Annotated in this window: 17 protein-coding genes; 2 read left to right on the top strand and 15 right to left on the bottom strand. The window is 61.5% G+C overall.

All coding sequences use genetic code 11. From position 1 onward, the window contains the following. Window positions 1–2: 2 nt before the first annotated feature. Together Q7S58_RS04150 and Q7S58_RS04155 are read left to right on the top strand one after the other, a co-directional pair. Window positions 3–188 (top strand): hypothetical protein, encoded by a 186-nt coding sequence (locus Q7S58_RS04150; protein ID WP_304821130.1) that lies wholly within the window; start codon window positions 3–5, stop codon window positions 186–188. Between the two features lie 130 nt (window positions 189–318). Then, window positions 319–1,215, top strand: a complete 897-nt coding sequence (locus Q7S58_RS04155) for a hypothetical protein (RefSeq protein ID WP_304821132.1) — start codon at window positions 319–321, stop codon at window positions 1,213–1,215. A gap of 30 nt (window positions 1,216–1,245) precedes the next feature. Here the strand turns inward: Q7S58_RS04155 and Q7S58_RS04160 are convergent, their stop codons facing one another. From Q7S58_RS04160 to Q7S58_RS04230, 15 genes are all read right to left on the bottom strand, one after another. Next, window positions 1,246–2,421: a glycosyltransferase gene (locus Q7S58_RS04160; protein ID WP_304821134.1), complete on the bottom strand. Its 1,176-nt coding sequence runs from the start codon at window positions 2,419–2,421 to the stop codon at window positions 1,246–1,248. 62 nt (window positions 2,422–2,483) lie between these two features. After that, window positions 2,484–3,551, bottom strand: coding sequence for a GDP-mannose 4,6-dehydratase (locus Q7S58_RS04165; protein ID WP_304821136.1), 1,068 nt, complete (start codon window positions 3,549–3,551; stop codon window positions 2,484–2,486). Next, window positions 3,548–4,804 carry a glycosyltransferase family 1 protein gene (locus tag Q7S58_RS04170; protein WP_304821138.1) on the bottom strand — a complete coding sequence of 419 codons (1,257 nt, stop codon included), beginning with the start codon at window positions 4,802–4,804 and terminating at the stop codon, window positions 3,548–3,550. The genes Q7S58_RS04165 and Q7S58_RS04170 overlap by 4 nt, the downstream gene beginning before the upstream one ends. A 26-nt stretch (window positions 4,805–4,830) precedes the next feature. Continuing rightward, complete coding sequence (locus Q7S58_RS04175; RefSeq protein WP_304821140.1) at window positions 4,831–6,057, bottom strand: glycosyltransferase family 4 protein; 1,227 nt, start codon at window positions 6,055–6,057, stop codon at window positions 4,831–4,833. Further along, window positions 6,054–6,923, bottom strand: a complete 870-nt coding sequence (locus Q7S58_RS04180; protein WP_304821142.1) for an FkbM family methyltransferase — start codon at window positions 6,921–6,923, stop codon at window positions 6,054–6,056. Before Q7S58_RS04180 ends, Q7S58_RS04175 begins: the two co-directional genes overlap by 4 nt. Continuing rightward, on the bottom strand, window positions 6,920–7,780 hold the full coding sequence (locus Q7S58_RS04185) for an FkbM family methyltransferase (RefSeq protein WP_304821144.1): 861 nt from the start codon (window positions 7,778–7,780) through the stop codon (window positions 6,920–6,922). The genes Q7S58_RS04180 and Q7S58_RS04185 overlap by 4 nt, the downstream gene beginning before the upstream one ends. A gap of 17 nt (window positions 7,781–7,797) precedes the next feature. After that, window positions 7,798–9,024 (bottom strand): glycosyltransferase family 4 protein, encoded by a 1,227-nt coding sequence (locus tag Q7S58_RS04190; protein WP_304821146.1) that lies wholly within the window; start codon window positions 9,022–9,024, stop codon window positions 7,798–7,800. Then, the gene (locus Q7S58_RS04195; protein ID WP_304821148.1) at window positions 9,024–10,157 is read right to left on the bottom strand and encodes a glycosyltransferase family 4 protein; all 1,134 of its coding nucleotides are present in this window, start codon (window positions 10,155–10,157) and stop codon (window positions 9,024–9,026) included. The genes Q7S58_RS04190 and Q7S58_RS04195 overlap by 1 nt, the downstream gene beginning before the upstream one ends. A 17-nt stretch (window positions 10,158–10,174) precedes the next feature. Next, window positions 10,175–11,092 (bottom strand): glycosyltransferase family A protein, encoded by a 918-nt coding sequence (locus tag Q7S58_RS04200; RefSeq protein ID WP_304821150.1) that lies wholly within the window; start codon window positions 11,090–11,092, stop codon window positions 10,175–10,177. Window positions 11,093–11,142: 50 nt separating this feature from the next. Next, window positions 11,143–12,327: an ABC transporter ATP-binding protein gene (locus Q7S58_RS04205; protein ID WP_304821152.1), complete on the bottom strand. Its 1,185-nt coding sequence runs from the start codon at window positions 12,325–12,327 to the stop codon at window positions 11,143–11,145. 189 nt (window positions 12,328–12,516) lie between these two features. Further along, entirely contained in the window at window positions 12,517–13,344 is an 828-nt protein-coding gene (locus Q7S58_RS04210; RefSeq protein WP_304821154.1) for an FkbM family methyltransferase, read from the bottom strand. 140 nt (window positions 13,345–13,484) lie between these two features. Beyond that, window positions 13,485–14,375, bottom strand: coding sequence for an ABC transporter permease (locus Q7S58_RS04215; protein WP_304821156.1), 891 nt, complete (start codon window positions 14,373–14,375; stop codon window positions 13,485–13,487). A gap of 16 nt (window positions 14,376–14,391) precedes the next feature. Next, window positions 14,392–15,582, bottom strand: coding sequence for a glycosyltransferase family 4 protein (locus Q7S58_RS04220; RefSeq protein ID WP_304821158.1), 1,191 nt, complete (start codon window positions 15,580–15,582; stop codon window positions 14,392–14,394). 21 nt (window positions 15,583–15,603) lie between these two features. Next, window positions 15,604–16,950 (bottom strand): O-antigen ligase, encoded by a 1,347-nt coding sequence (locus tag Q7S58_RS04225; protein WP_304821160.1) that lies wholly within the window; start codon window positions 16,948–16,950, stop codon window positions 15,604–15,606. A 53-nt stretch (window positions 16,951–17,003) separates the two neighbouring features. Continuing rightward, entirely contained in the window at window positions 17,004–17,828 is an 825-nt protein-coding gene (locus Q7S58_RS04230) for a TylF/MycF/NovP-related O-methyltransferase (RefSeq protein WP_304821162.1), read from the bottom strand. Window positions 17,829–17,850 lie beyond the last annotated feature (22 nt).

Here is a 17,850-nt window from a genome sequence, read left to right on the forward strand (position 1 = left end):
GCATGAATACGATTCTCTGGTGGAAACAGGTGCTGGATTTTTTCGGCGGGGCCGCGGATTCGCCGCCTGACGATTCGCCGCGATGGTTTCTCAATCCGATTGTGCGCGGCATTTGGTGGGGCATTCTGCTCCTGCTCGTAATTCTCTTTTCCGGACAAACCTCGAAGTTCATCTACATTGATTTCTGATTCATCACCACGAGTCTCTGCGCGAAACATCCTCGTCTCCGCGATGGTCGCCGCGATCGTCGTCGCCGCCGTGAATTTTCTCGTCGCGCGATCAGCGCGAAATTCCATCCCGCGGCAATTACTTCGCCGCTTGAACGCGACCGACGGTATCACGCATCTCGCGCTCGGCAACTCGTTGATGGCAGCGGGATTCAGCGCCGCCGCCTTCGACCGCTACACGAAGCCGCTACGCGCGATCGCGTTCAACGCCGCGCTCGGCGCCTCCGATCCGGTCGAACATTTGATGCTGCTCCGCCGCGCGCTCAAACGCGACCCGACGGTGATGACCGTCATCTACGGCTTTTTCGATTTTCAGCTCACGGGTCCGCTGGTCGCCGCCAACAGCGACTTCATCGGCAATCGCGCCGCCAGTTACTACCTCGAGCCCGAACTCGTCCTCGAGTATTCCGATATGAGCCCGCGCGACCGTTTCGATTTCAACCTGATGCGTCACGTTCCGCTCCTGGTCGAGCGCGGCACAATCTGGGAGAAGGTCGAACTGGTGCGCCGCGCGATGAGCCAGCTTGGGATGCCGCCGGTCGCGACGAATCGAATGGGTCAGGTCTCGGATTTTGCGATGCTCGAAGCGGATTCACCCGCGGCATTCGCCGCACGCAGCGAGCGCGCGATCGCCGAACACGCGAAACTAAGCGCGCCGATCGCGCAAATCATCGAGCAATCGAAACAACATGGCGCCCGAGTCGTAATCGTCGAGATGCCGATGCATCCGTACCATCAGCGCACCTTCTATTCGCTCCCGGCGTGGAGCAAATATCGGGACTACGTGCGCTCGCTGGTCGAACAGGCCGGCGGGAACTATCTGAACGCGAGCGACTGGATCGAGCGCGCCGACGACTTCGCCGATCATCTGCATCTGTCGGCCGCCGGCGCCGACGACTTCAGCCGGCGCCTCGCGGACTACGTGCGCGCTTCGAATGCCGCGCCGTCTGCGATCTCCGTCGCGCCTCCCGAATCGCGTGCGAACTAGCGGCTATGACCTATCGATCGTATTCGTGATTTAGGTGCGCGTCCGCCGCGGCTCGCTGGATAGCAGCTCCTGATACAACTCGACTGTTCGCCGGAGCATCGTCGAGCTGCTGAACTCGTCGTCAACGCGCTTCTTCGCGGCCTCGCCAAATCTGGTTCTAAGCTCGCTATCAGCGAGTAGTCGATTGACTGCGTGTTCGATCGCTTCGGCGTTGCACGGTTCAACCGTCAGCCCGGTGACTTCGTTGAGCGACGCAAACGGCACGCCCGACGCCAACTGCGTGTTCACCACCGGCTTGCCGCACGCCATCGCCTCGAGTTGTACGATTCCAAACGCCTCGCTGCGCGCGATCGAAGCCAGTACGAAGATGTCACACGCATGATAGTACGGTGCGATCTCGCGCGGCTGCATCTCGCCGAGGAACACCACCCGCTCCGCGACGCCAACCGCCCTTGCGAGGCGCTCGAGCGATGCGCGCAGCGGTCCGTCGCCAACGATTATCAGCGTCGCCGCGATTCTCTTCATCGCCTGCACGAGATATTCGAAGCCCTTGTAATACACCAGCCGCCCGACGCTCAGTAACAGCGGCCCGGCATAGCGCTCGCGAATGGCCTCGACCGCGCTGAAATCCGGCCGGCGGATTTCATCCACCTCGATACCGTACGGAATCACGCTGCATCGATCCGTGAAATTCCTGAGGTCGAGCGAACTTTCGACGTAGTTGCGGGAAGTGGCGATGATCGCGTCGCAGTTGCGCAGGTGGCGGCGCTGAAGCGGCCCGAACATCTGCGCGAGCCGGCGCTGGCGAACCGTATCGCTGTGCCAGGTCGTGACCAGCCGACCGCGATACCCGCTCGCCATCACCGCAAGAATCCCGGCCGGGTTCGGCACGTGAACGTGAACGATATCGGCGTTCGCGCGCCTGATTTTTTTCACCATCGAGGGACACACCGGAGCGCCGGCGAGATTGAACTGGATCGCGTGGCGCGAAACGGTCACGCCTTCGATGATCGCCTCATGATCGCCGCGTCCGTCATTCGCGACGATCACCCGCGCGTCCATCGATTTGCCGAGCCCGCGGCAAAGCGTCTCGAGATGCGTCTCGATTCCGCCCACGTGCGGCGCGTAGAATTTGCCGACGTGAACGATCACCGGCCGCTTGGCGCTGACCGGCTCGAGCGCCGCCGCACTTTGCATACTACTCATTTCGATTAGCAACTGAGATAGTCAGTCGATTAACAATTGGTGCCGCGTCTATAGTCAATCGACTATACTGCGCTGGATTCACGATGCTCGGCGGCCTTGCTCTCGAACGCGTTCCGGCACTCGTCGCGATTCGCCGCGACCCACTCCACGAGCCGCTCGACGCCATCGCGCCAATCGATCCTGGGTTCCCAGCCCAATTCCTGTTTCGCGCGGCGTATGTCGCTGATGTAGATTCGCTGGTCTCCCGGTCGCCGCTCGGCAACTCGATGATCGATTCGCCTGCCAAGCTTCCGCGATAACATTTCGAGCAGATCTATCAGCGAGATTGCGTTACGCGGTCCGCCGCCGACATTGAAGATTTTGCCGCGCGCGGACTCGATCCTGCTCGCTGCGATGTCGTAAACGTCGAGCAAATCTTCGACGAACAAAACGTCGCGCACCTGCTTGCCGTCGCCGTAAATCGTGAGCGGAAAGCCGAGCGCCGCCGCGATCACGAACCACGCAATCCAGCCCTGATCCTCATGGCCGAATTGCCGCGTTCCATAGATGCACGATTGCCGCAGCACCACGGTGTTCAGTCCGTAAATTCGATGGTAGTCGCGGACGTACTGGTCCGCCGCTCCCTTCGAGCATCCGTAGGGAGAATGGAAATCGATTCCGCGCTCCTCCGGAATCCCGTCGGGCAAGTCCTGCAGCTCCCAGCGCCGCGTCCGTTCGACCGCTTTCAAGTCGTTCAGATCGCCGTACACTTTATTGGTCGAGGCGTAGATCAAAGCCGCGTCCATCGAGGCCAGCCGCATCGCCTCGAGCACGTTGATCGTTCCGAGTGCGTTGATCTCGAAATCCGCCCGAGGATTCGCGACCGAACTCGTCACCGCGACCTGTCCCGCCAGATGCAACACCAGCGTCGCGTCGCGATTGTTCTGAAACGTCTGCGCGATCGACTCGCCGTCGCGAATATCGACTTGCGCCAGTTGAACCGGTCCGTGCCGTCGAATCCATTCGAAATTCGAAGCGGTGCCGGGGCGATGAAGATTGTCGATGATCACGACTTCGAGCCCGCGCGCGAGATAGCGGGCCGCCGCGTTGCTGCCGATGAATCCCGCGCCGCCCGTGATTATGACCTTCATCCGTTCCCCCGTTTCTCACACTCTGACAGTCGGTTTTGCACTCGGCCGGCGACAGTTTGGTACAGGTCTGCCGTCCTCGAAGCTGTTTCCTTCCACGAAAATCGCGCGGCCTGCGCGATCGATTGTTTCTCTACCGCGCGACTAGGAAGCTGCGCGGGTATCCGATCGCGAGATTCGTCGGCGCCTTGATTGCCTCCGCAATTGCGCTTCAAAATTCCGGTTGCAGCGCGCACCCACGAAGCGATGTCGCCGACGCTGCAATAGGACGCGGCATCCCCGCCCACTTCGCGCAAAACAGGCAAGTCGCTCGCAATCACAGGACGTCCGCAAGCCATCGCCTCGAGGATCGGCAGCCCGAATCCCTCCGCCTCGGACGGCAACAGCAACATCGATCCGCGCCGATAAATCGCCGCGAGTACGTTGCGTTCGAGATACGGCATCTCGACGATTCGATCGCTGATTCCCAGCGCGCGCGCCGCTTCGCGATGCTCCCGCAAAAGTCGGCCGCCGACGCGAATCAAGCGCGCCTCGCAAAATTCGCGATTGATCCCGGCGAAGACTCGCAGAAGGAGATCGATTCTCTTGCGCGCCTCGACACTACCGACATGAATGATTTCGACCGCGCCCGATATTCGAGGCCCGAGCAGACGCTCAGCTTCGGCATCCGCGGCCGAATCCGCGTGGAGCGACATCGTGGAATCGACGCCGTTCGGAATCACCACGGTTCGCTCCGCGATCGTAAGCCCTGCCGCCAGGACTGCGTCGCGCGTCGAATGACTCACGCAGGAAATCATCGCGGCGCGGCGGAATCCCTTCAGCACATGACCGGCGACCGCGCGAAACACGCTCGATCGCGCCGGCGCCGACGAAACATCCAGCACGCTTTGAAACGCATCGAGGTCGTGACAGGTGATGATCGTTTTCTCCGGCGGGAGATAATTCGCCAGATGGCTGTAACTGTGATCGATGATGTGAAGCAAATCGTACTTGTCGCGCTCGCGCCTAAGCCACAACGGATAGCGAACGTATCGGTTCAGCGCGCGCTCGCCATCCAGGATCGATTTCATGCGCGATAATTTCGCGAACGAAGCGAGCGGGCTGAGCTTGATGAATCGCGGGCAAATCAGCTCGACGTCGACTGAATCGCGATGCCGCTGTTGCAGTTCACTCGCGAGCATCCGGGCCACCAGGTCCATGCTCGGCCATCGCTCTTCGGGATAGTCGGCAAGTATCGCGACTTTGAGCCTGCGCATCAGCTTTGGTGCAGCAACGAGATTCGCTACGGCGCGCCGCGCTCCAGCAATTGATCAAAAAACTCGAGATGCCGCCGCGCCACGATCGGCCATGCGTAAGTAGTCCTGACCCGTTCGATTCCGCGCGCCGCAAATTCGGCTCGAAGCGCCGGCTTCTCGATAAACTCCGCGATCGCTTGCGCCAGTTCGGTCGCCTCGCCCTCGCGCACGATTCGCGCTGCGTCGCCGACGACGAGCGGTATCTCACCGCTGTTCGACGCGATCACAGGAACGCCGCACGCGAACGCCTCGACCAGCATGCGGCCGAAAACCTCACGCCATGCAGGCGTCGTTTCGCTCGGCGCGCACATGATGTCCATCGCGTTCAGATACTCCGGCACGCGGCCATGCGGAACGTCGGTGACGATTCGAACCCGCTCGCCATAGCGCGCGCTCCAGCTGCGCAGATAGTCTTCGAGCGGCCCGCCGCCGACAAACATCGCGCACCACGGCGTCTTGACCTGTTCGAGCGCCGTCGTCAGCGTGCGAATTCCTTTTTCCTCGACGAATCGTCCGAGAAAGCCCACTACCGGCGGCCCCGCTGTTGTCCATCCAAGTTGCGCGCGGACCGCTTCTCGCGCGGCGCGTGCAGGAAAAAACAACCCGAGATCCACGCCGAGCGGCATCACGCGATGCGGCTTGCGATCGTAGCCGCGGCGCAACATCGCCGCGACGCCGTTTTCTCCGCGCGCCGTCCATCCGGCGCATCTCGCGATGCAATACTTCTCGATCATCGAAAATGGCGGCGGATAATTTTTCGAGATGGTCTGTCCGGTCCAGAAGACCAGCGGCGTGTCACGCGGCGTCCACCACGCGACCTGTCCGCCCGCCACGATGTACGGTTCCTCCCAGCAATGCACGATATCCCATCGCTCCCGCAAAATTTCGCGGAGCCTCAGCCCGTAGAAAAAGACGTGGATGTGCCCGGTCAGAAATGCCGGAACTTTTTCGAGCCGGCACAATTCTCCCGGAATTTCTTCGGTGTTGATCGGCCGCAAATCGCCGTGAAAAAATTCCGGCGCGACCGCAGTCACCTCCCAATCGCGGCCGCCTTCGCGCGCCATCTCGTGCGCCAGGCGCCGATTGACCGCCACGCAGTATGAATGTCCGATCGTCAGCAGCCGCCGCGGGCGCTTCGCGGCACGACTCTGCACCGGCGCTCGCGAAATCGCGCCGCCGCCTTCGATCTCGATTGTCGATGGTGATTCCGTCACCCCTGAATCGTCCGCAGCCGATCGAAGATTTCGTTCGCATCCGCGCGCTCCGGCGCGATCGCGAAGATGTGCGCGTTCCAGTAGGACTCCGCGACCGCGATCGGCTTGCCCAGCACGCCGACCCGATAACCGATCGCGACGAGAAAAGTTTCGATCGCCGTGTTGGTGCCGTGCGCCTCGATCAGCATCGTCGGACGGTAGCGCTCGAGCGTGCGGCGCGCCCCTTCCAGCGCGTCCAGTTCGGCGCCCTCAACATCCATCTTGATCAGATCCGGCGGCGCGAGATTCAGTTCGTCGACCAGCGCATCGAGGCGCTCAATTTTGACTTTGACTTCGTTCGCGAACCGGTCCGGCTTTTTTCCAACCGACGCGAGTTTGCCCCAGGTCGGTTTTTCCGAGGTCCAGAACGCCGCCTCGCCCGCCGAACTCCCGAGCGCGGTGGTGACAATCTTGATATTGGCGAGGGCATTCACGGCGGCATTGTACTGAATCTTTTTTGCGTTCTCCGGCAGCGGCTCGAAGCAGATCACGCAGCCCTCGACGCCAACTCGTCGCGCGGCGCCGAGCGCGTGAAAGCCGACATTCGCGCCGACGTCATAAACCGTCATCCCCGCACGCAGCAGATAATCGAGCGCCGCCTGCACCGCCGGCTCGGTCGTGCCGAGCACATAGCCGACATGCGAAAAGCCGATGTTGATCTTGAGCCCGCGCGCGAAGCCCCGAACGATCACCTGATCGCGGCCATGCATCGATGTTCCGGCGCGCCGCAACCAGCCCGCGACGATCGGATGCTTGACGCCGAGTTCCGAGGCGTACTCGATCCACGACGGCGGCATCATGCGGATTGCGCGCGCGACAATCGTCATGGCTGAGGTGCTGCGGACTCGGAATCTGCTTGGCGCTTGCATAACGCCACGAAGAAAAAACGGTGCGAAGGCAACATTTGCGAGTTGGTGACTGCGGAAAACTGCCCTGATTTTTCTGGCGCGGCGAACAGATCGTATTGCTCGCGCGAAAACGTGTCGAAGATGCTCTCGCGCGTGCCGCCGAAACGCTCCAACCCGCAGCCCGCGTGCACTTCGATGAACGCGTCCGGTTCAAGCAGCAACGTTTCGCGCGCACCCTTCAGCACTTCGCATTCGAATCCTTCCACGTCGATGAAAATCACGTCGGGCGCGCCGTACAGTCGCGCAAGTTCATCGATTGAATGAGCGCGAACGCGCGTCTTGCCCCAATCGGCATTCCCGGAATCGACGCTGCCGTTGAGACCGCGGCTAAAGTCGATCGATCCTGGCTCTTTAGCCGCGGCCGCCGCGATCACCTTCAACTGCGTAATTCCGTTCAACTCGCGATTGCGCTCCCCGATTTCAGCGTTGTGCCGATTGGCTTCGAGCGCGATCACCTGCCCCGACTCGCCGACGATTCGTGCCATCATCATCGCGACGACGCATTGATGCGCGCCGAGGTCGAACACTCGCGCACCTGTTTTGAGCCGTCCGCGCCTCAGCAGCGCAATCTCAGCGAGTTCCGGCCACTCGTGGTCGTACCATCCTTGCGCGAGCGGATCGGCCAGCCAAACCGACAGCGGAAAGCCGCCGTAAGTATGCTTAACGATTCGCTCCGGAAAGAGATGCGTGCTCGACCACACGCGCGCCAGCCGCAGTAGCTTCCAGAGCGGGCGCGGCAAGGAATTTTTCGCGAGCGCTTTTACCGTCGATGACATGTAACAAATCGAAATGACTATAGCGGACAGGCCGTTACCTTGCGGAATATCGCGAGCAGCGATTCAACATGTCGTTCGGTGTCGAATCGATTCGACGCCTCGATCGCTCCGCGCCGTAGCCGCTCGTACGTTTCACGATCGCGGAGGCATCGTACGATCGCGGCGGCCAGTCCTTCTGCTCGCGGCGGATTGCCTGGCGCAAGACAACCGTTGACATCATCGATCAACCACTCCGAAATTCCGCCGACATCAAACGCGACCGCCGGAATTCCCGCCCTGCCCGCTTCGGGCCCGGCGAGGCCAAAAGTTTCAGGCTCGAGACTCGGCATCACCAGCAGATCGCTTTCATCGAAGATCGATTCAATGGCGTCGGAGTCCAACCATCCGGTGAACGTAGCTTCGATCCGTCGATCGATCGACGCCAATTGTTTTGCCCTCTCCTCCCATGCCCCGCAGCTCGGACCGTCGCCGACAAACGTGATTCTCACCGGCGTGCCCAATGCCGCAACTACCTGCGGGATCGCATCGAGCAGCACGCTGCCGCCCTTGAGGTACGACATCCGCCCCACGAACAGCAGCCTCGGCGTGGTCGGCGATTCGTTGGGCCTTGCTGACCCTGCGCGTACGCGGACTGTCGATCCGGCGCCGATTGGCATCGCGATCGTATGAAGGCGGTCGCGCGAGATTCCATGCTTTTCAAGCTCCCCCGCCAGATATTTCGACGCCGTGACGATCGCCGAGTATTTCGTGAGCATCGAATGCTTGCGCATTTGCGCCGAGTAGTCGCGCCACATCGTCATCGGATTCAGCCCGCCGCATCGACGCGGATAAAATTGCACCAGGCATTGCCAGCCAAAGCGCCGCGCGCACGGCCGCACCTCCGGGAACTTGAAAGTCTTCGCGCCGCTGATGCACATCCCCTGATGCGAATGCGCAAACAAAACGCTCGGCGCGATTTCGATCAGCTTCGCTTCCAGTTCCGTGTCCTTCACGATGTGCACAAAAATCACGTCGGGCCGCCACTCGCGCAACGCGTCGAGCGCCTTCGCCGCGCCCATCTCGCTGAGGCACCAGCGCGGCGATCCCGCCGGCATCTCCAATGGCGCCCGTCCGGATGGCGCGTCGATTTCCGTCAGCAGCGCGCACTCGACGTCGGCGCGTCCGAGTCCCCACAGCGCGGATTTGAGATACGCCTCCGAGCCGCCCACGATTCTGCGGTTCCAGTTGGCGATCGCGACACGCATCAGGCGTTTCGCAGCGCATCGATCGTGTGACGCACATCGAAGACCTCGTGGTACAACTTGATCGCGGCGCATCCCATCGTGTTCGCGCGCTCGCGATTGTCCATCAACTCAAATGCGCAGTGCGCGAGGGCGTCGGGATCGCCGTCCGGCGCGAGCATCACTGCGCCGCTGCGTGCCCACAGAGTTTCGGACCAGCGACCGGTAGTCGTTACGACCGGTTTCCGATACGCCAGTCCGGCGAGTGCGCTCGTATTCCGCGACGTGATCCCGTCGGGATACGGCTGAATCATGAAGTCGCAGGCGCCGATGCTCGCCGAAACGTCAGCCTCGTCGAGCGGTCCCGTGGCGATCACTCTCGATGCCAACAATCGATGTTCGCGGGCGAACGAATCACGAAATGTTTCGCTGTTGCGGCCGATCAAAATTATCCGCACGTCGCTGCGGGTGGAAAGAATCGATATCAATGCAGGCTTGAGCCGCGCCGCCACCAGCGGACCGTAGCTGCCGAAATGCCCCAGCAATTTCACCCCGGGCTCGGCGAAGCGCGCGCGCTTATCGAGTATTGCGGCGCGATCAGAGCTCACCCCGATCGTGCTGGGCACGGGCAACCACCTGATGTCGCATCCTCGCGGTGCCAGTCGGCCGAGCGCTTCCTTCCATGCCTCCGCGGCCACGAAAATTCTCGACGCGGCCCGCGCGAGTATCGCCGCCATCGCGCGATTCACGATTCCGAGCAGGTTGCGGCGCATCTGCTGGCCGCGTTCGATTGGATACGCAACTTCATGAAACATCACGGTGATGTCGCGACGCCGATGACGCAGCAGGAGCATGCAGAGCGGAACGTTCATCGCCTTCATGCCGAATGCGTGCGGTACATATTCGACCAGCACTCGGGCGGCGCGCTCACGATGCAATTCGCGATTGAGAATCACCAGGCCGGCCCTGCCGAAGTGATCCGGCAAGCGATTCACTCGCACAACTTCGCCGTTCACCGCACCCGTATCGAAGCGCGAGGTCCACACCGAGACGCGGTCGCCCGCCTCGGCCAGTCCGTGCGCGATCAGTCGCGTATAATCGCTCACGCCGCCCGGCTGCGGCGGATAGTGCCCGGTGATGATATTCCACGCAGTCATCGAAGTTCTCGAACTGCCTATGCGCGGCGCGTCACCGCGAGCCCGATCCCTTTCGCCAGGCGCCGCAAATTTCTCGCGACGAACAGGCGCGCGAGCATCGAAGCGTCGAACAGCATCGCGGGCCGGTACCGCGCCGCCTTGAGCCACGCCGCCAGCGCGTCGCGAATCTCGCCTTCATCCAGCAGGTTCATCGCGCCGCCGATATACATCGCCGACATGAAATGATGCGTGTCGCGGATCAGACCGTCGGCGCGCGAACCGTAGCGCGCGCGCACCAGCCGCTTGAAGATCGGAATTCCCGCCCGGTATTTCTCCGCGAGTTGGAGCGCCGATCCCGAGCGATGAATCGCCAGGCGCTCCGCGATGTAGATGAACTCGCCCTGCTCGCGCGCCAGCAGCCACATGTACGGATCGTCGCCGCCGGGCTGCTTGAAATCCTCGCAAAAGCCGCCGCATCGATCGAACACGGCGCGCGGCATGACGGCGCCGGTCGGCAGAATTGGCCATCCGCGCGACAGCATCTCGTCCATCGTCGGCGCGCGCCCGATCACCGGGACGTCGATTTCATTGCCGTGCGCGTCGAGCGATACCAGGTCCGAAAATGCCAGCGCCGCACCTGGATTCTGCTCGAGCGCGCGATAGCTCTTGGCCAGTTTGCCCGGCATGAATTCGTCGTCCGCGTCGAGGAACGCGAGGTACTTGCCCGACGCCGCCGCGACGCAAGTGTTTCGCGCCGCGCACACGCCGCGATTGCTCTGCGTCACCACTTTGATTCGCGCGCCGTAACCCGCGAGCAGCCGCGCGGTTGAATCCGTCGAGCCGTCATCGACGACGATGACCTCGCTGCCTTCGAAATCCTGCGCGAGCGCGCTCTCGATCGCCGCGCGGATCGTTCGCTCGCCGTTGAAGACCGGGATGATTACCGAGATTCGCACAGCGTCGGAGGTTTGACCTGGTCAAACAGTCGAAACATTAGAGGTTCTTCCTAATTTGGCGAGCCTGGTTCGAGCCCGAATCGAGCTCGACAAAATACCGGGCCCAAGTGTGCCCATGGCAATTGAGCAGTCCCGAAAACATCGGCCGGAATGACGTCAAATGAAATCGCTTCGAAGATTACGTCGAGGTCCGAGGCGCGATCGCCGAACCACAGGTCCAAGGAATACGTTCCCGGCATTAACGGCAGGTTGTCGAGTGTGCAACTAATCGTGCCCGACATGCATCGATCAAAATCAAATCCAGCGATAAATTTGTTATTCACGTTGAATACGGCGGCGCCCTGAAGAGTACGGACCGTAACCCCAAGCACTGGATGCAGCGGTCGCGATTGGTACGTGAATCCAACATGCACGGTCAGCTCCGAATCCATCCTTACCGCTCCAATCTGTCGTTCAGGTCCTGACTGAAGCTCGACCCAATCCATGATTGGAATCGAACCCGCACGCCGTCCGGGATGAATCCTAAGCGACCGATGGCCCGCGTCGGATCTTAGCTCAGTCTTCAGATACTGCCCTATTACGTCTTGTGGCTTGCCTTTTCCCGTCGAGCGTCCGCCCGCAAGCATCAAGCACGACGTGCAAAGGCCCTCGATCGATGCCATGTTGTGGCTGATGAACACCACCGTGCGTCCCTGGCGCGCGACGTCGCCCATCTTGCCGAGGCATTTTTTCTGGAACTCGGCATCGCCGACCGCCAGCACTTCATCGACCAGCAGTATTTCTGGCTCGAGATGAGCCGCGACGGCGAACGCGAGCCGCACGTACATCCCGCTCGAATAATGCTTGACCGTGGTATCGACGAATTTGTCGATCTCCGCGAACGCGACGATCTCGTCGAACTTGCGCTCGATCTCATTCCGCCGCATGCCGAGAATCGCGCCGCTCAAGTAGATGTTGTCGCGGCCCGTCAGTTCCGGATGAAAGCCGGTCCCCACTTCAAGCAGGCTCCCAACTCGCCCATACAGTTCGGCGCGCCCGGTGGTCGGCTCGGTGATGCGAGAAAGGATTTTCAGCAGCGTCGATTTGCCGGCGCCATTGCGTCCGATCACGCCGAGTACTTCGCCCTCGCCAATGTCGAGATCGAGGTCGCGGAGCGCCCAGATCGTCGTGGGCTCGCGCGAATTTCTCCGCTCGGCGAAGCCGCCCCGCAGCGCCTTCGCGTAGCGCGCCGGCAAATTGATCGCGCCGACGAGTGTCTCGCGCAGCGTGCGATACGAGCGCCGCGAGCCCAGCCGGTACTCCTTGCCGAGTCCGCGTATTTGAATGATCGGATTGACGACGCGACTCTTACTTACCGTGCTTGGTGGTCAAATGAACTGAGGTAATTTCAAAAGTTCCGCTCGACGATGCGCTAGCAGGGATTCTTACCTGGAGGCTTGCAGGATTGTCGGGCCGGCATGGCTAGGCAAGTCGAATTCTCGAACGATTCGAAACCCTGCGCGCCTCAAGTCCCCAACGACTGCATCGTGAGCTCCGGGACGGACGTTGTCATGAATCTCTGCCACTACGCGACGTACGTTCTGCAACCCGGATGCGCCCGCGCCCCTCACGATTTCAACTTCACTGCCCTCGACGTCGATCTTGAGCAGGTCGACCTGCTTAACGCCAGCGATTTCAAGTGCTGACTTCATATCGATTGTCCTAACCTGCTCTCCCGCACTTCTGTTTGGTGAGTCATCCGGCACAAGCGCGCGCACGAGGCTCTGTCCCGGCCCCAGTGTCGCCGTCCCCTCGCGGTCTGCGATGGCGAAGTTGTAAGCCTGGACGCAATCTCCAAGCCCATTGATTTCGATGTTTTGTTGAAGCTGACGAAAAGTCTCAATCCCTGGCTCGAAGCAGTGAACCTTCACGCCGCGTGTGATCCATTCAAGGTAGATCGCAAACATCCCGATGTTCGCGCCAACGTCGATATTCGTGTCACCGGCCTTGGGCCGGTAGAACCCACCGCGATCGTAAACCCGCGAGCCGAAAATTTCCCCCAAGAGGACGATCGGGTCGTCGGCAGGCCCGTATTTGATCGTGAGCCCACCGCGCAGTTGGAGCGACGGGACTGCTTGCAGTTGATGATACGCTGCCCAGACTGCTTGCCAGTTAACAAGGTATCGCTGGAACAGCACGAGCGTGCGAAACGCGTTCCATTTTCCCGCGATGCGCCCGCAAATCTTTGAGCTCCGCTGACTCTTTGATGGCACATGATGACATCTAGATGCATGGTTAGCTTCGCATCAATCACATTTGTGCCTGTATGTTGCTGACAATTAGGTTTATCGCGATGCTCTGTTCTTTGAGCGACCAACCGAATGAGTCAACCGCCATCGCGTGCGCCGATGCTTCAGATGACGTCGGCAAAATCGCGCTCCATCTGCTTGAATGAATACGCCGCGTATATCAGCGCGATGACGCTGAGCGCCGCCGACACCGCCAGATGCCCCCACGCGAATGGCCGGCCGAACAGCGCCGAGCGGTAGCCTTCGATCATCCCCGTCAGCGGATTGAGCACCAGCAGCCATCGCCATCGCGCGGGCACAAAATCGATCGGATAAATGATCGGCGTCGCGTACATCCAGATTTGAACGAAGAACGGCAGCGCGTAGCGCACGTCGCGATACTTCACGTTCAGCCCCGACATCCACATCCCGACGGCCAGCGCAAAGATCGCCGTGATAAACACGAGTGGAACGACCATCAGTAGCGACGGCCCGATCGCGATTCCGTACCAGGCCATCATTGCGATCAGGATCGTGGCCGCGATCGCCATATCGACCAGGCCCGCGCCGACCGCCGCGCCCGGAATCACCATGCGCGGAAAATAAACTTTGGTGATCAACGCCGCGTTACCGACCAGGCTGTTGCCGCTGTTGGTGACCGCGTTGGAGAAAAAACTCCACGGCAGCAGTCCGGCGTACGCGAAGATCGGATACGGGATCCCGTCGGACGGCACCTTCGCGAGTCGGCCGAAAATCAGCGTGAACAGCACCATCGTGAGAAACGGCTGCAGGATGGCCCATCCCGCGCCCAGCACCGTCTGCTTGTAACGGACCTTGACGTCGCGCCACGTGAGAAAAAGGAAGAGATCGCGATGCTGCCACAGGTCGGCCAGATCGAAGCCGGCCCATTTCCGCCCGGCCTCGATCGTGATCACCGGCTTCTCGCGATTGCCGACGGCCGGCGCCACGATTCCTGCAGCCGGCGGCAAAATCTCCTTGCTTAGCGCGGTCGCCAATTTCACTCCTCGATTCTCAGCGAGCAGATGAGCCTTCCGAAAACCGCGGCGTCGATTGCTCCGCGATTTGCACGATCTCGCGCGCCATCTCGTCCCACGTCCGCCGCCGCAGCTCGCGCGCCAGCGGCTGCACTCGCTCTTTCCACATCGACGGCGAGCGCCGCCACGCGAGCATCCGCGCGCAAAGCCCCTCGACGTCATCTGGATTCGGAATCAACAGCTCCGCCATCTCGGCCGGATAATGTTCCGCCACCCCCGCGGACGCGCTGACCATCGCGGGCACACCGCAGCATAGCGCCTCGTGCACGTTGAGGCCGTACGGTTCGTAGCGCACGGGACTGACCAGCAAATCGGCCGCCGCCAGCACCTCGGCGATACGATCGGTATGCCCCAGCATCTTCACTCGATTCGCGATGCTCGACGCCGCGATTCGCGACTGCCACGCGCGATACGCGCGGCCGCCTCCCGCCACGATCAAGTCCGCGTCCCACGCCGGATTCGCGCATAGCCGTTGCCATGCCGCCCACATCGTGTCGAAGCCTTTTCGCGAATCGGTTCCCAATGCCCCGACGAACGCGACCAGCGTCCGCTCCAGATTTTTTCCGAGCCACTCGCGCGCGGCGATGCGTGCTTTTGCGCCGGCTGTTTTCCAGTGCGATTCGCCGCCGAGATAAACGGTGTGAATCCGCTCCGCCGGGATTCCGACAAGATCGATCAGGTCGCGCCGCGTCCGATTCGAATTTGCGATCACTACCTTTGCGCGCGCCAGCGCCGCCTTTTCGCGCATTCGCGCCACTGATTTGTCGATCCGATTCTTTACCCGCGCGAGACCCGCGCCGTCGGAGCTATCCCACGCGGCCTGGACAAAGTGGACCCAGTTCACGTCCGGCCACGCGCAGTTCGCGCCATTGACGATCACGCGCGCGTCCCCGTCGACGCCGATAATTTTCGCGGCGATCTGCCTGCCGCGCGCATCGATCAGCCACTGACCCAGAAAGTATGACCGCAGCGGACGTCGCACTTGATGCACCTCGACGCCCGCATGATTTCGCAAATCGTCATCCGCCTGATGGCAAACGAGATGAACCCGGCGGCCGCGATCTGCAAGATATTGCGCAAGCGCCGCGTTGGCGCTATCCATCCCGCCGCCGCGATGAAATCCGCCTGCGACCAGCACCCAGTTGCGTGCCAGAACCGTATCAGGCATTTCGATCGCCGGAGCGGGCATTCAAGTTCCCATCCGCGTCATCACCAGTCCGCCGCGCAGCACCGCCGGCGCGAACGGATCGGCCATCGGCACTCTTGCCTTGTTCGGCGCCGCCACCCATCCGATCATGAATAAGAGTAGCGCCGTCCCCGGAATCCACGTGAACAGTCCGAGGCCAGTCAGTCCCGTAGCGAGAAAAACCAGGCTTGCAACGTACGCCAGCCGCCGGCCGAGAAACCATGGATCGGATCGTCGCGGCGCCGCGCGCGTCACCACCCAGAAGATGAACAGCGCCCACAGCATCAGGCCGGGAATTCCCTCCTCGACCACGATTCGCGCGTACTCATTTTCGATCAACTCCTGGTTCTCGATGCGCCCTTGCAGAAAATACGGGATGCTGGTGCCGCCTCCACCGAGCCCGCTGCCCAGCGGATGATCGGCGGCCTTTTCGAGGAAGCTCGAATTGACGCTGCCGCGGATACGACTCTCGACGAAGCTGGTGTCCTGCAACGTGGTGAAGCGCTGGAGTCGCGGCGAACTCGCGACGATCCAGACAATTCCCGCGATCATCAGCGACCATCCGAGGTACGCGGTCACGCGGACGCGGAACGACAACGTCACGACGATCGCGAGGACGATCATTGCCGCGGCCTGCGTCCGCGACGCGCACAGAAAAACCCCCATCACCGCCATCGCCAGCGCCGCCGCAAGGAAGACTCGCGCCCACGTATGGCCGCGGCGCTGCGCCCACGCACCAACCAGCAGCGGCATTCCCAGCACCATCATGCCGCCGTAGCCGGCAGGATTGACGAAAGTGCCGGGGATCCTGAATGCAGTATAGTTCGCAACGTCCTTCGACACGTAAATGATTTCGGTTGCCGCGTTGCGCGGATAGAACCTCGGCACGCCAAGAAAGTACTCGCCGCCCGCAAATGCGAACGCAACGATATCGAGCACCGCGATCCAGAATGCGAGCTTGCGCAGCTCGATATCGTCGAACATCGCGCCCAGAATCAGGAACGGCAGAAAAAACGCCTGGCCGCGAAGGCCGACGAGCTGAATCAACGGATCCTGGATCGGCAGCAAGGCCAGCGTCGCCGGCCACGCGAACAGCGCGAGCGCCCATGGCGCGACCTTCCTGATTCGGCGGCGCTCGAGCGGCGTCTTCGGTCGCGTGAAGATTGCGAGGTACAGTCCCGCCGACGCGGCGTCGAAGATAAAGTGCGACGCTGGCTGCGGCGAGTTCGCGCGAATGATCCCATACATGTAGCCGAACGTCAGCGCGAGGCCGGTGCCGGCGGAGAGCGAGCGCCGCCCGGCGACGAAGACACTGATGAACGCCAGCAGACAAATTATTGCGGATATCATTCTAACGTTCCGCGCGCACGCTGATATTCAAAGCGATTCGCACCGGTCTCCACTCAATCCGGCTTGATCCAGTAACGACACGAGTAGTCCACGCGATGCAGTATAATCGGCGCCGCCAGCGTCGCGATGAATTCATCGACCGCCGTTCGGCATCCCGCCCAATGCCCGTAATCGTCGATCACGACCACGCCGTGCTTTGTCACTCGCGGATAAAGTTCCTCGAGGCAGATTTTCGTCGAGTCGTACCAGTCGCCGTCGAGCCGCAAGAGCGAGATCTCGCCGAGTGACGCGCCGCCAGCCGCCAGCGTCTCCTGAAACCAGCCCTTGTGATAGTGCAGCAGATCGCGCGGATAGCCAATTTTCGATTCGAGCAGATCGGACACTTCCTGCATCGAGCTGACGCATTGGCCGATCGGCTTGAGCGCGCCCGACGCGTGACCGGACGCGTAGTCGAGGGCCCGCTGGCCGTCCCGTTCCGCGCGCGGCTCCGGCAGCCCCTCCCAACTATCGAACAGGTGCAAATCGCGATCGGCGCGCGATCGATCGTGCAGATGCGCCAGCGCCATCAAGCCCGCGGCGCCACCCTTCCACACGCCGCATTCGACCATCGATCCCGCGAGCGAATATCGATCCAGGTATCGCACCTGCGCCCACAACGACGCCAACCGATGAAACGAAACCATCGTGTGATTCATCACCATCGACGCCGCCCGCTTGATTGCCGCCTCCTCGTCGTAACCGAAGCAGCTATCGATCTGTAACTCGCTTACCGGCGAAACGCCCGACGGTTGCCAGCCGAGCCGCACCATCCACGGCCGCAGCATCCTTTCCGAGAGCCGGTTGATGCGAAAATTCGCGGCCTCGATAATTTTCGGCATCAACGCCCGCCCGTTTCGGATT

The sequence above is a fragment of the Candidatus Binatus sp. genome (assembly GCF_030646925.1).
In the GTDB taxonomy this organism is placed as follows: domain Bacteria; phylum Desulfobacterota; class Binatia; order Binatales; family Binataceae; genus Binatus.